Raw genomic sequence first — 15,192 nt, 5'->3', positions numbered from 1 at the left:
GCGGCTATCCCTTCCGGGAAAGCATGGCCTTGATCTCATCGGCGGACATCATCTTGATTTTGATGAACAGCTCGGCGATTCGGGCCGTCTGTCCGGGCTTCTTTTCCGTGGCGATCAGGAACGCCGCCAGTTTGCCCACCGTGTTCTCCGTCACCAGCGTGCGGATGGGAACCTTGGTATGGAAGATGCTTTCCAGACGGCTCACCATCGGGATGGCGTGCAGGGAGTCGCCTCCGAGTTCGATGAACGCGTCGTCCACGCCCACGGAGTCGAAGCCGAGGATTTCCTGCCATACGGCGGCGATCACCCGCTCTACGTCCGTTTCCGGGGCCCGGTAGGGGGTGGCGAGCCGGGGCCGCTTGGCGACCTTGGCCTTGGCCTGAAACGCCGCGTAATTCTTCAGGACGTTCTTGGCGTTCCGCCGCAGCTCCTCCACGAGGGCGGGGTAATCGGAGGTCGAAACCATGACCTGCGCGTCGGGGAGCGCGAGGATGCGGCTGATGCACTCCATGCCCTCGGCGGCGAGGATGCCGTGCGCGGCCACGTCTTCGCCCACGGTTTCCATCATCTTCGGCAGAAGCACCGTCCCGATGCCGATGCCTTCCCAGTAGCCCCAGCCGACCGACACGATCCGGTACGGAAGCCGCCCGTTCATGGCCTGCGCATGGAGATCCATGAAGCAGCACGCCGCCGCGTAGTCCGTAAAGCCGAGCGGGGCCGTATAGGAGCACAATGAGGAGAACAGCATGAGGAAATCGGGGGCCGTCGCTTCGAGCATCTTTTCCAGCACCAGCGTGCCGTGCACCTTGGTGCGGATCACGGCCTGTGCCCGTTCGTCGGTCTGCACCTGGATCATGCTGGAGGAAACCGTCGAGGCCGCGTGGAACACGCCGTTGATCTCACCGAACCGTTCAAGCACGGCGTCACGGACGGCGAGCATCCGATCCATATCGGCGACATCCGCCGCGAACACGAGGCATTCCGCGCCCATCGCCTCCAGCGCCCGCACCTTGGCGATGCGTTCCGACACGGCGTCGTCTTCGGGATGGCTTTCCAGCCACGCGTCCCAGCCTTCGCGGGGCGGGAGCGGCGTCCTTCCGACCAGTACAAGCCGGACGCCCCACCCTTCCACAAGATAGCGGGCAAGCTCGAACGCCACGCCTCCGAAACCGCCGGTAATCAGGTAGACCCCGCCCCGCCGGATCGCCGCCTTTTCCGCCTCCGGGGCGGCGGGCAGCGGCACATGCGCAAACCGCTGCTCCCAGCGGCTCCGCCCGCGGTAAGCGACCGTATCCGCGAAGCCCGCCGCATCGCCCCTGCCTTCCAGCACGTCGCGCAGCGCGGTCACGTCCCGGATCACGGCATCCAACAGCTCAGGGTGCGGCGGAATGCCCGGCTTCGGGGCATCGATGTCGATGTTGCGCGACTGGATATTCAGATATTCGTTGGGAATGACGCGGCATGGGCCGAGTACGGGGGCTTTTTCGGGCGCGAGCGTTTCGTCACCCGTCACGCCATGCAGACCGCTGGACAGCACGGCGAGGCCCAGCGGACGGCCATCCAGCCCAAGGGACGACAAGGCGCGCACCAGATAGACAACGCTCTGGTAGCCGTGCGCGTTCAGGCCGTCGTAGGCTTCGAGCCCGGAACCGTCGCCGCCTCCGGTGAGGCTCCACGCGTGGATAACGAAATCCGGCTCAAAGCCCTGCGCGCTCAAATCCTGCAGGAGCCGCTTATAGTCCCCCTCTTCTCCGGGGCGGATGAAAAACGTTTCGGCATCCTCCTTCCGATAGGCATCCCCGGCCCCGGCCAGCACCGCCTCGTGGCCGATCCCGCGCAGCCGCCGGGCCAACGCCCCGGATACGCCGCAGTGATCCGCCAGCAGGAGGAAACGCCGCTTCTCGGCGGGCTGCGCCTCAAGCCTCCGCAGATCGAAAGAGCGCTTCCACTGGGGCAGGACGAACCAGCTTCCGATGTCCTCCCGCTTTTCCATCAGCTTGCCCATCATGGAAGCGAGGGCGCCTCCCTGTGCGGCCTGCGCGCGAACGTCGGCCCGCTTAGCCCAATGGCTCTGCCTCTGGAATGGATAGGTCGGAAGGGGAATCCGCCTCCCGCCGTCCCGTTCGCCCGCGTACCAGTCCAGATTCACCCTGTGGAGGAACAGCGCGCCGTAGGCGGCGCTCAGCGCCTTGCCGTCCTCAATGTCCTGATCCGCGTCGCGCATGGAAAAAACGATGCCCTGCCCGTCCATATCGGCGTGCCGTTTCGCCAGCGTGCCGAGCACCTTGCCGGGGCCGACCTCAAGCAGCACGGCGTTCTTGTCCTTCAGAATCGCGGCGATGTTCTCGCAAAACCGCACCGGCCTGCGGATATGGGCCGTCCAATAGTCGGGGCTGGTCGCGTCCTCTTCCGTAATCCACGAACCGGACACGTTGGACAGAAAGGGGATTTGCGGCGCATGCAGCTCGATGGAGGAAAGAACCGCCCGGAATTCGTCGAGAATGGGCTCCATGAGGGCGCTGTGCCCGGCCCGCGTCGCAGCGACCTTCCGGTAATGGATACGGCGGCCCGTCAGTTCGCCTTCCAACGCCGCAATGTCTCCGGGCCTCCCGGAAACCGTGCACAGCTTTTCGGCGTTGACCGCCGCGACGGACAGGCTTCCCCTCAGCAACGGGACAACCTTCTCTTCGGGCGCATACAGCAGGAGCATGGCCCCCTCTTCGACCCTATCCATCAACTGCCCGCGCCTTACGGCAACGGCGAGGGCGTCCTTCAGGGAGAACACGCCCGCGACGACGGCGGCCAGATACTGCCCGAAACTGTGCCCGACGCATCCGGCGGGCCGCACGCCCCAATGCATCCAAAGCCGGGCCAGCGCGTATTCCGTCGCGAACAGCGAAGCGAAGGCGTAGGTCGGCCCGGCGATCTTCCGTTCCGCCTCGGCCCGCCCCGCTTCGGAAGGATACAGGACGTCGCGGATGTCTTCCGAAAGCAACGGCAGGAGCTGCCCCGCGCATTCGTCAACGGCGGCGCGGTAGACGGGTTCGGTTTCGTAAAGCTCCCGGCCCATGCCCACATGCTGCGAACCCGCACCGGGGAACATGAAGTACACGTTGCCCGCGGCGGGCGTCTCCCCCGGATCGGCAAGGCGTTCCGTCCAGCGGTGATTCCTCAGCGAATCAACGAGTTCCGCCGTCGTCCCTGCAATCACGACGCGCCGGGAACCGAACGCCTTCCGTCCCTTTTGCAGGGTATGGGCGACATCCTCCAACGCGGTTTCGGGATGCTTTTCCAAAAACGCCGCCAGCCGCTCCGCCATATCGTCGAGGGCCCCCTCGGTACGTGCGGAAAGGGGGACAGGATGCCAGCGGCGGCGCGACCCCGCCTCCCCGCGCACCGGGGCCTCTTCGAGAACCATGTGGCAGTTCGTCCCCCCAAGGCCGAACGAGCTGACGCCCGCCCGGCGCGGCGAGGCTTCCCACGGCCTCAGTTCCGTATTGACGTAGAACCGGCTGCCTTCAAAGGGAATTTCTGGGTTCGGCCTTTCAAAGTGCAGAATCGGGGTCAGCATTTTCCGGTCGAGGGAAAGCATGGCGCGGATAAACCCAGCGACGCCTGCGGCGGAATTGAGATGCCCCACGTTGGTCTTGACCGAGCCCAACGCGCACGGCGTCGCCGCCAAACCGTAAATGCTTTCGAGGGCGCGGAATTCCATCGGATCGCCCATCGGTGTTCCCGTGCCGTGCGTCTCGATGAACGTCACCGTCTCCGGGCCGACGCCGGACAGCTCCAACGCCTCACCCAAAACGGCCTCCTGCCCGCGCACGCTCGGGGCCGTGAACCCGACCTTGTCCGCCCCATCGTTGTTCACGGCAAAGCCGCGAACCACACCGTAAATATGATCGCCGTCCGCAACGGCATCCTCAAGGCGCTTGAGCAGGACGACGCCCGCGCCGTTGCCGTACATCATCCCCGACGCCCGGTGGTCAAAGGCGTGGCAGCAGGCGTCGCGCGAGAGCGCACCGTCCTGGCCGGCCAGATAGCCGAGCTTCTCCGGCAGGGAAATGGAAACGCCCCCGGCGAGGGCCATGTCGCAATGGTAGTCCTGCAACGCCTGGCACGCCGTCGCCACGCCCACCAGCGAACTGGAGCACGCGCTCTGGATGCTGAAGGCGGGCCCTTTCAGATCGAGCTTGTAGGCGACGCGGGCGGCCGCATAGTCCTTGTCGTTGCCGATCAGCTCGTCGAAGAACGGCATCGGATGTTCCGGGAACAGCATGTTGTCCGGCTTGAGGTAGCTGCTCGGCGTGATGCTGGCGTAGACCCCGATCGTCAGCCGGGGATCGCCGGGGACATACCCCGCGTCCTCAAGCGCCTCCCACGCGCATTCCAGAAAGAGGCGCTGCTGGGGATCGATGTTCTCGGCCTCCTTCGGCGTGTAGCCGAAAAACGCCGCGTCGAACTGATCCGCGTTACCCAGCACATACCCCTTCTTCACATAGTCTTCCTTGCTCAGAAGCCGTTCGGGGATATGTCCGGCAAGCTCCTCGTCGGTAAACGTCGTGCGGACGTCGGCCCCCGAAACGAGGTTCTCCCAAAACCGCTCCAGCGTTTCCGCGCCGGGAAAACGCCCGGCCATGCCGATGACGGCGATGTGACCACTTTCCATATCTTCTGCCATGACAACCTCTATTCGGGTTCAGCTTTGTGTTCAGCCTTGACGCGCACGACGTTTCTTCCGCATCTCGACGCGCCGGGACGTTCCGGCGGCGGGCGCAGCGCGGCGCGTCCCCTCGTCGAGGAAGGCGGCCAGCGTCCGTATGCTCGGATATTCAAAAACGCTCACTAGGGGGAATTCGCGCCCAAAACGCCTTGCCAGCTCCCTGTGCAGCCGCACGGCGAGGACTGAAGTGCCGCCCACATCGAAAAAATTGTCGTCGATGTTCAGCACCGCGCGCCCAAGAACGTCTTCCCACGCCTGCCCCACGGCCTTCTCGGCCTCGGACGAGGCCGGAGCAGCCGCACTCTCCTGAAAGGCCGCTTCCCCAGCCGTCTGAAGGAGCCGTTTCCTGTCCACCTTCCCATTGCCCGACAACGGCAGGGCCTCCAGCGTCACGAGGGCCGAGGGCACCATGTAGTCGGGCAGGCGTTCGCGGACGGTTCCGAGGACGGCCCGCTCCTCGACCGCCCCTTCGGGGACGATGAAGGCGATCAGCTTCTTGGCGGCGGCGTTTTCGCCCGCCACCGCCACGACAGCCTCCCGGACATCGGGACGGGACAACAGCACGGCCTCGATTTCGCCAAGCTCGATCCGGTGGCCCCGGATCTTCACCTGAAAGTCCTTTCGGCCCAGAAACTCAATATTTCCGTCTCGCAGCATCCGGCCCACGTCGCCGGTGCGGTACAGCCGTTCGCCGGTTTCCGGGTGCACAATGAAACTCTCGGCCGTTCGGGCGGCGTCGCGCCAGTATTCGCGCGCCAGCCCCACGCCGCCGATGTACAGATCGCCGGGGACACCGTCGGGGCATGCCTCCAGCCGGGCGTTCAGCACATGGAAACGCTGATTGCGCATGGGACGCCCGTACGGGATGCTCTTCCATTCCGGGAGCACGTCCCCAATGGGGTACAGAATGGACCAGATGGAAGCCTCCGTAGCCCCGCCGAGGCTGAACAGCTTCGCCTCGGGAGCGACGGCGCGGATCCGCCGGGGCAAGTCCAGCGGAATCCAGTCGCCGCTCATCAGGACAAGGCGCAGGGGGACGTCGCCCGCCTTCCCCGCAAATTCCATATATTCCACCAGCATCTGCACCAGCATGGGCACGGAGTTCCAGATCGTGACGCCGTGCCGCGAGGCCAGTTCCAGCCAGTGGGAGGGATCTTTCAGCCTGTCGGCATCGGGCAGCACGACGGCGGCCCCGGAGAACAGCGCGCCCCAGATGTCATAGACGGACAGGTCAAAATGCAGCGCGGAAAGGCCGAACAGCCGATCCCCAGCCCCCACCCCAAAACGCCCATTGACATCAAGAAGGGTATTCACGGCCCCACGGTGGTCGATGGCGACCCCCTTGGGCCGTCCCGTGGAGCCAGACGTGTAGATGATGTAGGCCAACTCATCAGGCTCCACAGGCACGGCCTCCGGAAGCCCTTCTTCGGGGGGGAGGCCGTCCACGGCGACGACCAGCGCGCCTTCGGGCCAGCGCAGCGCCTCCGCGTACTTCGCCTGCGTCAGAATGGTGCGGAAGCCCGCGCCGTCCGCAATCTGCTCAAGCCGGGCGTAAGGGACATGGGCGTCCACGGGGACGTAGACGGCCCCCGCCAGCGCGATGCCCGCAACGGCGACGACCTGTTCCCAGCCCTTTTCCATCACCACCCCGACAAGATCCCCGCGGCTGACGCCTTGGTGCGCCAGAGTATGCGCAATGGCGCCCGCACGGCGGAGAACCTCTTCATACGACAACGTCCGCGCGGAGGTTATGACGGCCGGGGCGTCGGGCGTCGCCTGAGCCTGCCGGAGGAAAAGGGAGGCCAGCGTTTCCCCGGAAAGGGGGCCTTCGGTGGCGTTGTAGCCGATCCGGGACTGCCGCTGGGCTTCGGGAAGCGTGAGCGGCGAGGCCTCCAGCCACGCGGCGTCGTCCGCGGCCAGCCGATTGAGCAACCTCACGTAGGCGTCGAACATGGTTTCCACGAGCCCCTCCGGGAACAGCCCCTCGACGGCGTCCCAGTTGAGCATGAGGCGGCCCTCCTGCTCATAGGTCTGGTGGTCGAGCCATACCTGCGGGGTCTGGGTGATGCTCGTGACGAGCGTTCCCATTCCGGAGAACCCCGACGCGTCGCGGCCTGCCTTTCCAAGGCTGACCGCCCCGGTGAACACGATGGGCATGCGCGCCGGTTTGCCGCGCAGCGCAAGCTCGCGCAACACCTGCACGCCGCTCACAAGCCGATGGCTCATGTCTTCCCAGAGCTGCCGCTGGACGCCGAGGGCGCGTTCCCTGAAGGATGCGCCGGAAACGGCGTCCACGGCGAGCAGGTTGAGGGAGGAGAAATCCCCGACGACATCGTTGACCTGATCGTGCAGCGGAAGCCGGTTGAACAGCGTCAGGTTCAGGGTAAAGCGGGGGCCGGCACTCCAGCGAGCCAGCGTTTCGGCATAGGCGGCTACGAGCAGGCCGGACGGCGTCAGCCCGTTCCGGCGGATGCGGGCCTTGAAGCCCTCCCAGACGGGGGCCTCCAGAACCGCGCTCAAGCGTACCGTCCGGGGCGCGTCAAGTTCCGAAGGCTGCTTCGCCAGCGGAAGTTCCGGCGCGGGAGGCAGGTCGTCCAAGCGTTTTTTCCAATATTCAAAATCACTGCGCCAGAGGGGGGTATCGACGATCTTCCGCTCCGCAAGCACATAGTCGCGGAAGGACAGGCGCAGTTCGGGGAGCCGCCCGCCGGGCGAGCGGTACAGCCGCAGCCATTCGTCGACAAGCAGGAAGATGCTCCATGCGTCGGCGATCATGGCATCGAAGTCGAGGAACAGGCGAAGGCGCTCTTCCCCGTCCCGCAGGTACCGGGCCACGCGGATATCGAACAACGGCCATGTATCCGCCGGGAGCAACTGCCCGGACATGGCCCGGCGGACATTCCCGATGGCCCCTTCCGGGGCCGCATCATCCCTCAGATCATAAACCGGGAAACGGTACTCGCCCACGGAAGGCAGGATCGCCTGCGTGCCGTCCGGCAGGAACACGGCGCGCAGCATCTCGTGGCGTTCGATCAGCCGGTTCCAGGCACCGTTGAGCCGTTCGATGTCCATGCCCGCATTGTCGAATTCAAAATAGACGTGGCTCGAAACCTTTCCCAATTCGTAGGCCCCGATGCGGCCGATCCAGTAGGCATATTGCACGTCCGTCAGCGGGAACGGCTCGGAGCGTTCCCCTTCCCGCGGCTCCACGGCGGGCAGGGACGCCGCATCCGGGAGGGCAGGCCCGTTTTCCCGCGCCTCCGCCTCAAGGCTCTCCGCGAGACGCGCGATGTCGGGGAACCGGAAAAGCCGATCAAGGGTCAGTTCCGCGCCGAGCTCCTTCCGCACTTCCGCGACAAGGTGGGTCGCCACGAGCGAGTCCCCGCCGAGCTCAAAGAAATTGTCCCGCACGCCGACCTGCGGCACCTGCAAAATGCGCTCCCATATGCGGGCGAGCGCGTTTTCCAGCTCCGTCGCGGGCCGGGCTTCCTCGCATGCCTTTTCCTCAAACGGGGGGAGGGCCTTGCGATCCAGTTTCCCGTTGGCGGACAGGGGCAAGGCGTCGAGCGCCATGAACGCGGAGGGCACCATGTATTCGGGGACGCGATCACGAAGGAACGCCTCCAGCGTGCGGAACAGGCCCTCTTCGTCCGCTGCGGGTTCCCGCAGCACCAGATAGGCCCCCAGCCGCCGGATGCCCCGCGCACCGGAAACCGGCATCGCCACAACGTCCTTTACCAGCGGGTGCTCTTTCAGGGCTGCTTCGATTTCGCCCAGCTCAATGCGGTGCCCGCGGATCTTCACCTGACTGTCGGCGCGGCCAAGGAATTCGATGGTGCCGTCCGGCCAGAAACGTCCGAGGTCGCCCGTCCGATACCAGCGCATCCCGTCAATATTGCGGAAACGCTGGGCCGTCAGTTCGGGATCGCCCAGATAGCAGCGGGCGACGCCAGCCCCGCCGATCCACAGCTCGCCGTCCACCAGATCCGGGCAGTCGCGGCCCTTGGCGTCCACCACCCGGTAGGACTGCCGGGACAAGGGGCGTCCGTAGGGAATCGACTTCCACTCGGCGGGGATCGGCGCCTCAACCTCCATGATGTTCGACCAGATCGAGGCTTCCGTGGCCCCGCCCATCGCGATGAGCCTTACTCCGGGCGCCGCGTCCTTCAGCCGCTGCGGCAGATCAAGCCCGATCCAGTCCCCTGAAAGCATGGCCAGACGCAGCGGGAGCCTGCTTCCGTGCGCTTCGGCATCCACCAGCAGCATGTCGAGCAGGATGGGCACTGTGTTCCAGACCGTGACGCCGTATTCGAGGACGATCCGGCGCCAGTCCCCTGCGCTGCGGCGTATCGCCTCGCCTATGGCGACGATGGCCGCGCCGGACGAGAGCATTCCGAAAATATCGTATACGGAAAGGTCGAAATCGAGCGAGGACACGGCAAGGCATGCGTCCCCCTCGCCTACATGGAACCGCCCGTTGATGTCCGCAATCGTGTTCCGCGCGCTGCGGTGCTCAATGGCCACGCCTTTAGGCTCGCCCGTGGAGCCGGAGGTAAAGATGACGTAGGCGAGATCATCGGGAGCGACCGCCGCCGGCTCCGCAAGCGGCTCCACGGCATGGCGCTCCGCGATGTCAACCAGTTCAGCTCCAGATGGGAGCGAGGCCGCGTCCAGCACATCCGTACGGCTCAGGACAAAGCGGACGCCGATTTTCCGATGGATGCGCTCACGCCGCGCCAACGGCTGGGAAGGGCTTACCGGCACATAGAATCCGCCCGCCGCGAGGACGCCCAGCACGGCGACAATCTGTTCCCTGCCGCGCGGCAAGGTCACCGCCACCGGCATCCCGCGTTCCACGCCGCGCCGACGCAGCAGGGCCGCCGTCCGCAGCGCCTCCCCCGCCAGTTCCCCATAGGTGATCCGCTCACCGCTCAGCCCGTCGATGACCGCGACCGTATCCGCCGCCTCGGCAGCGCGGACGAAAAACGGCCCGTGCATCGTCTCTTCAGGCGCGGGGAGGGCCAAAGCCCTGTCACGCCCGCGCCGTTCGCGCTGCAGCTCCGGCAGCACGTCGGGGACGCATTCCCAATGGGCGGCGTCAGCGGCGAGCCATTCCAAAAGCCGTCCATAGGCGTGCAGCATCTCATCAATCAGCCCTTCGGCAAAAAGTTCCTCCGCCGTATCCCACGCGAGGGCGAGTCCGCCGTCTTCGGTTTCGTACATCTGGAAGTCAAGCCAGACCTGCGGCGTTTGGGACAGCATGTAGTGGAGCCTGCCGAGCGTTTCCCGGCATTCCTGCGTCAGCAGGGGGTTCCCCAGATTGCACGCGAAGACCACGGGCGCGATGAACCGCTCGTCGGGGCGCATTCTGGCAATGTCCCGCTGAATCCGCACGCCGGAGTAGGAGGAATGGGCCACGTTCTCGTAAAAACGGGACTGGACGTCGCGCAGGCGTCCGAGGAAAGGCTTCTCCTCGGTGCAGTCCACATCGACGAGCAGCAGGTTGGTGAAGTCCGCCACCACGTCCTCCAGCCCTTCCTCGCCCGTTTCCCGATCGAACAGCGGCAGGTTGATGAAAAAGCGGGGCACGGAACTCCAGCGATCGAGGATTTCGGCGTAGGCCGTCAGCAGCGCCATCGCCGCCGTCGCCTCATGGGCCGCCGCCTCGGCCTTGAGCGCGCGCCACGTCCCGGCGGACAAAAAATACAGCCTGCGGCGGTACGAAGCCCGAAGCACCTCTTCGGGGTTCCTCTTCAGCGGAAGCGCGGGCGCGCCGGGGAGTTCGGGCAGGCGCCCGGCCCAATAGGCGGCGTCGCGCTCCCTGTCCGCCACGTCCCGCGCGTCCTTGCGGGCCAAATAGTCGGAGAAGCGCCACGCCTCCGGCGCGGGCGGCACGACGCCGCGGGCGTAAGCCGCCGAAAGGTCGCGCAGCACGATGCAGAAACTCTGCACGTCGGCCACCAGCAGATCGATGTCGAAGAACAGGCGGGTGCGCCCGTCCGGGAGCAGGCACAGCTCCAGACCGGCAAGCCTGCCCTGCTCTACCGCGAAACGGCGGTGTGAAAGTTCCTCGCGGAGCCGTTCCAGACGGTCGGCCACGGTTCCCGCGTCGGCCTCCCGGAGATCGTGGACGATCAGCTCTTCCGAGGCGGGTTCCGGCAGGACGAGCTGCCTGCCGTCTTCGAGGAACGCGGCGCGCAGCAGGCTGTGGTGCGCAAGCACCGTCCGCCACGCCCCAGCCAACCTGTCCGGCTCGACCCCTTCGCCGTCCAGCTCAAGGTAGGCATGGCAGCCGACGCCGCCGAGCGGCTGTCCGTCACGCCGCCCGATCCAATAGGCGTACTGCACGTCCGTCAGAGGGAAAGGCTCGTCCTGCGTCCGCTGCGGAAGGGGCGAGACGGGGACGGCCCGCTCCGCGCCGATCCCGGCCTTCCGGCGGAGGATCTCCATCCAGCTCGACAGCGTAGGTTCGGCGATCATTTCTGCGAACGTGACCTTGACCCCGGCCTTGCGCCACCTGCTGACCAGACGCATGATCTTCAGGGAGTCCAGCCCGAGGCCGACAAGGTTGTCGCCATCGGAAAAACCGGGCTCCGCGATCAGCCCCCCTATGGTTTCGCGGACGGAATCGTATTCAATGACCGCAGGATCCTTCATTGCCATCGCTTCCTCTTTTTCCTTGAAGTGTGCTGGTGTCTATGAAAAACACCGGGAAAGGCGACCTCTCCCGGTGGGGAAACAGGCTGCGCCTCAGACCTTGCGCCCGGCGTACCGCTCCTCAGCCATGGCCGAGAGCTTCCGCTTGTCGACCTTGCCGACGCTGGTCACGGGCCACACGTCGAGCTGTTCCAACTGATCCGGGTATTTGAAGCGGGCGACGCCGCTCGCCTCGAAGAAGGCATAGACGGCGGCAAGGCTCACTTCCGCCCCGTCCGTCATGATCCAAGCGCAGATGCGCTCGCCGAGGTCGTCGTCCTTCACGCCGACTACGGCGGCGTCCGTGATCAGCGGATGCGTCCGCAGCACGGTTTCGACCTCCACCGGGGCGATCTTTTCCCCGGCACGGTTGATCTGTTCCTTGATGCGCCCGCAGACCTGAATCCGATCGCCGGAGACGATGCGGGCGATGTCCCCGGTGCGGTAATACCCGTCCTCGGTCACGGCGTGCCTGTTCGCCTCCGGCGCGCGGTAATAGCCCTGAATCGTGTAGGGGCCGCGGACGATCAGTTCGCCCGCCTCGCCGCGCGGCACGTCCCGGTCGTCCGCATCGACGATGCGGATTTCGTCGGCGGGCGAGATCGGGCGCCCCTGCGTATTGCAGATCACGCTCTCTTCGTCGTCCAGCGAAGTCGTGCAGATAAGCCCCTCCGCCGTGCCGAACACGTTGACCATCTTGCAGCCGAGCACCGGCTCCACGCGCGCCGCCATGCCGGGATCGACCGCCGCGCCGCCAGCCTCGATGAACACAAGGCTGGACAGATCCGCCTCTTCCCACTCCCTGGCTTCCAGCCAGAGGTTGAGGAGCGCGGGCACCAGCGCGGTGAACGTCACCTTTTCGCGTTCGATCAGCTCAAAGGCCTCGTCGCTGCCCACGCTTTCGGCCAGAACCACCTTGCCGCCGTTGATCAGCGTCCCGATGATTCCCGGAGACGACAACGAGAAGTTGTGCGCGACGGGGAGAACCACCAGATACGCGCTGTCCTCGTTGAGGCCGCAACGCTCGGACGCGGCGCGGGCGTTATAGGCGTAGTCGGTATGGCGGCGGGGGATCAGCTTGGGCGTGCCGGTCGTGCCCCCGGACAGCAGCAGAACCGCCGTTTCCGTAAACCGGGGCGGAGCCCAACTGATGACGGGGTTGGGCTTGCGCAGCGTTTCCAGAGGGATGGTGCCCTCGATCCCGCCGTTGTCGGTGATGAGGTATTTCAGGTACGGATGGCCGTGGGAAAGGCTTTCGACGATGGAACGGTATTCGGTGGAGCCGTATTTGTCCGTCGTGATATAGGCCACCGGCTCGGCCAGCCTGCACAATGCGGCGATGTCCGCCTCACGGCTCGCCGGAAGCCCCATGATGGGGATGCCTCCGAAGCGGAACAGCGCGAAAGCCGCCAGCACGAACTCCAGCCGGTTGGGAAGCTGGAGCAGAACACGGTCGCCGGGGCGGATGCCCAGCTCGATCATGCCCGCGGCATACTCGTCCACGAGCCGATCAAGCTCGCGGTACGTGACCCTTCTCCCGCCGGAGACGACGGCGATGCGCTCCGCATGCCGTTCCGCACTCCGGTGCAGTTCTTCGCCAAGCGAATACGGCTGCCAATACCCTTTGGCGATATACTTCTCCTCAGGCACGATATACACTGCTGACTCCTTGTCGGATCACGGTTTGCAAAGTGGGGGAATGGATTCCGCCAATCTTGAATATGAATTTTATTATCATTAAATGACGACAAAAAAATGGCTGCCGCCTTTCCCCTCCCCCCATGGAGGGGATAAGGAACGCCGCGAGGTCCTGAATCCACATCGAAGGAGAAGGGCCAGATCCCTGTGCATGAACATCCGCCCTCTTGCCCCCGCTTCGCGGCGGTTCCTGTTGAGGGACTATAACGGCCCGGAATGCACATGGACATACCCGATGTGGTCAAAACCGTACCACTCTTTTCTCCCTTCATTCCATCATGTTGGGAAGCCAGAGGCTCAACATGGGAAAGGCGAACAACAGGCAGAGATGGATGATGTCGGCAATCAGGAAGGGAAAAATGCCGCGAAAGACCGTCGTCAGCGGGACGTCGGGCACGACGGCCTTGATGACGAACACGTTGAGGCCCACCGGCGGCGTAATCTGCGCGATCTCAAAGATGCGCACCACGATGACCCCGAACCAGATCGGGTCATAGCCCAGAGAGGTGAGCAGCGGGAACACGATGGGCATGGTCAGCACGATCATGGCTATGGGGATCATCACGCAGCCGAGGAGGACGTACATGGATACCAGAATGATCATGACCAGCGTGGGGCTGAGCTGGAGGGCCCCGACGGTCGAGGCCAGCGTGAACGGAATCCGCGTCACGGAGAAGAAGTATCCGAGCAGCATGGCCCCGATCATCACCAGCATGATCATGGCCGTGGACTTGACCGCATCCATGCACGACCGCCCAAGCGCGCGGGCCGTCAGACGGCGGCGGAGCAGCGCCAGCGCGAATGCGCCCGATACCCCGACGGCCGCCGCCTCCGACGGGCTGAACCAGCCCTTGTAGATGCCGCCGATCACGAGCAGAAACAGGGCGAAGACGGGCCACGTCCCCTTCAGCGACCGTACCCGCTCGCGCAGGGGGAAAGGTGCGCAGGCGGGCCCCAGCGCGGGATTGATCCGGCACATGATCCCGACGACCACCGCATAGAACAGGGCCTGAAGCAGGCCGGGGATGACGCCTGCCATAAACAGCTTGGCGATGTTCTGCTCCGTGAGGATGCCGTAGATCACCATCACCGTGGACGGCGGGATAAGCACGCCGAGCGTCCCCCCGGCGGCGACCACGCCCGTGCTGAGCGCGGGATCGTACTTGAGTTTCTTCATTTCCGGCAGGGCCACGGCCCCCATGGTGACGGCGGTCGCCAGCGTGGTGCCGCTGAGCGCGGCGAACCCGGCGCAGGCCCCCACGGTCGCGAGCGCCAGGCCGCCCCGGAAATGCCCCACCCAACGGTGCAGCATACGGAAGAGATCTTCGGAAATGCCGCTGTGGAAGCACAGGTTTCCCATCAGCATGAACAACGGGATCACGGCGTAGTCGTACGAGGCCACGCTCGTCCACGGGGCCGTCCGCAATAGGTTGAGCCCCGCCCCGATCCCCAGCAGCGACACCATGCCGACGACGCCGACCACGCCCATGGACACCGCCACAGGCACGCGGAGAAACAGCAGCGCCAGCAACGCAAAAAAGCCCAGCAGGCCGATGCACTCAGGCGTCATGGCGCCTCCTCTCCCGGAGGTGTTCCCGCACATGGATCAGGGAAACCACCGCCAGCAGGAAAAAGCCCGTACCGAGCAGGCCGATGAACGGCCATGTCTGAAGGCTGGTTGTCGGCGTGCACTCCCCGTTGGCGAAGGCGTCAACGGCATAGTCCGACGTCTTCCAGCCCACGGCGGCGCAGAAGGCGCATCCCAGCAGGGCGCCCAAGGCGCCCAGAGCGTGCCGAACCCGCCGCGGCATCATGTCCGTGAGGATTTCCACCTCCAGATGGCTGTGCGTCACGCCCGTATAGGCGAGCCCGCACCCGACCAACGCCCCCATGAGGACTTCCACCACCTCGAAGACGCCGGAAAGGGACGCCCCGAAACCGCGCATCACAACATCCGCCGTAACGAGCAGGGCCATGCCCCCCAGCAGGACGCACCCGAGCACGTTGCCCCACAGGGCCGCCCTGCCGACGGCCGCACATCCTTTTTCCATCCACTCCATGCGAACAAACCCTTT

5 protein-coding genes are annotated in these 15,192 nt (G+C 65.3%); all 5 read right to left on the bottom strand.

All coding sequences use genetic code 11. The features are described 5' to 3' along the window. Window positions 1-4: 4 nt before the first annotated feature. Window positions 5-4,681 (bottom strand): type I polyketide synthase, encoded by a 4,677-nt coding sequence (locus tag AC6I1V_RS13000; RefSeq protein WP_486853534.1) that lies wholly within the window; start codon window positions 4,679-4,681, stop codon window positions 5-7. 30 nt (window positions 4,682-4,711) lie between these two features. Next, window positions 4,712-11,380, bottom strand: coding sequence for a non-ribosomal peptide synthetase (locus AC6I1V_RS12995; protein ID WP_486853533.1), 6,669 nt, complete (start codon window positions 11,378-11,380; stop codon window positions 4,712-4,714). A gap of 93 nt (window positions 11,381-11,473) precedes the next feature. Further along, a complete protein-coding gene (locus AC6I1V_RS12990; RefSeq protein ID WP_486853532.1) occupies window positions 11,474-13,078 on the bottom strand; it encodes a (2,3-dihydroxybenzoyl)adenylate synthase in 1,605 nt (534 codons plus the stop codon). 307 nt (window positions 13,079-13,385) lie between these two features. Continuing rightward, window positions 13,386-14,687 (bottom strand): TRAP transporter large permease, encoded by a 1,302-nt coding sequence (locus AC6I1V_RS12985; protein ID WP_302551536.1) that lies wholly within the window; start codon window positions 14,685-14,687, stop codon window positions 13,386-13,388. After that, entirely contained in the window at window positions 14,677-15,177 is a 501-nt protein-coding gene (locus AC6I1V_RS12980) for a TRAP transporter small permease (RefSeq protein WP_486853531.1), read from the bottom strand. The genes AC6I1V_RS12985 and AC6I1V_RS12980 overlap by 11 nt, the downstream gene beginning before the upstream one ends. Window positions 15,178-15,192: the final 15 nt, after the last annotated feature.

The sequence above is a fragment of the Bilophila sp. T19-St14 genome (assembly GCF_059728385.1).
The sequence above is the reverse complement of the archived record's forward strand: the minus strand, read 5'-3'. Positions and strand labels throughout refer to the sequence as shown.

Coding starts and splice junctions, on each gene's coding strand:
- AC6I1V_RS13000 (WP_486853534.1), bottom strand. CDS start 4,681: ATGGCAGAAGATATGGAAAGTGGTCACATCGCCGTCATCGGCATGGCC.
- AC6I1V_RS12995 (WP_486853533.1), bottom strand. CDS start 11,380: ATGAAGGATCCTGCGGTCATTGAATACGATTCCGTCCGCGAAACCATA.
- AC6I1V_RS12985 (WP_302551536.1), bottom strand. CDS start 14,687: ATGACGCCTGAGTGCATCGGCCTGCTGGGCTTTTTTGCGTTGCTGGCG.
- AC6I1V_RS12980 (WP_486853531.1), bottom strand. CDS start 15,177: ATGGAGTGGATGGAAAAAGGATGTGCGGCCGTCGGCAGGGCGGCCCTG.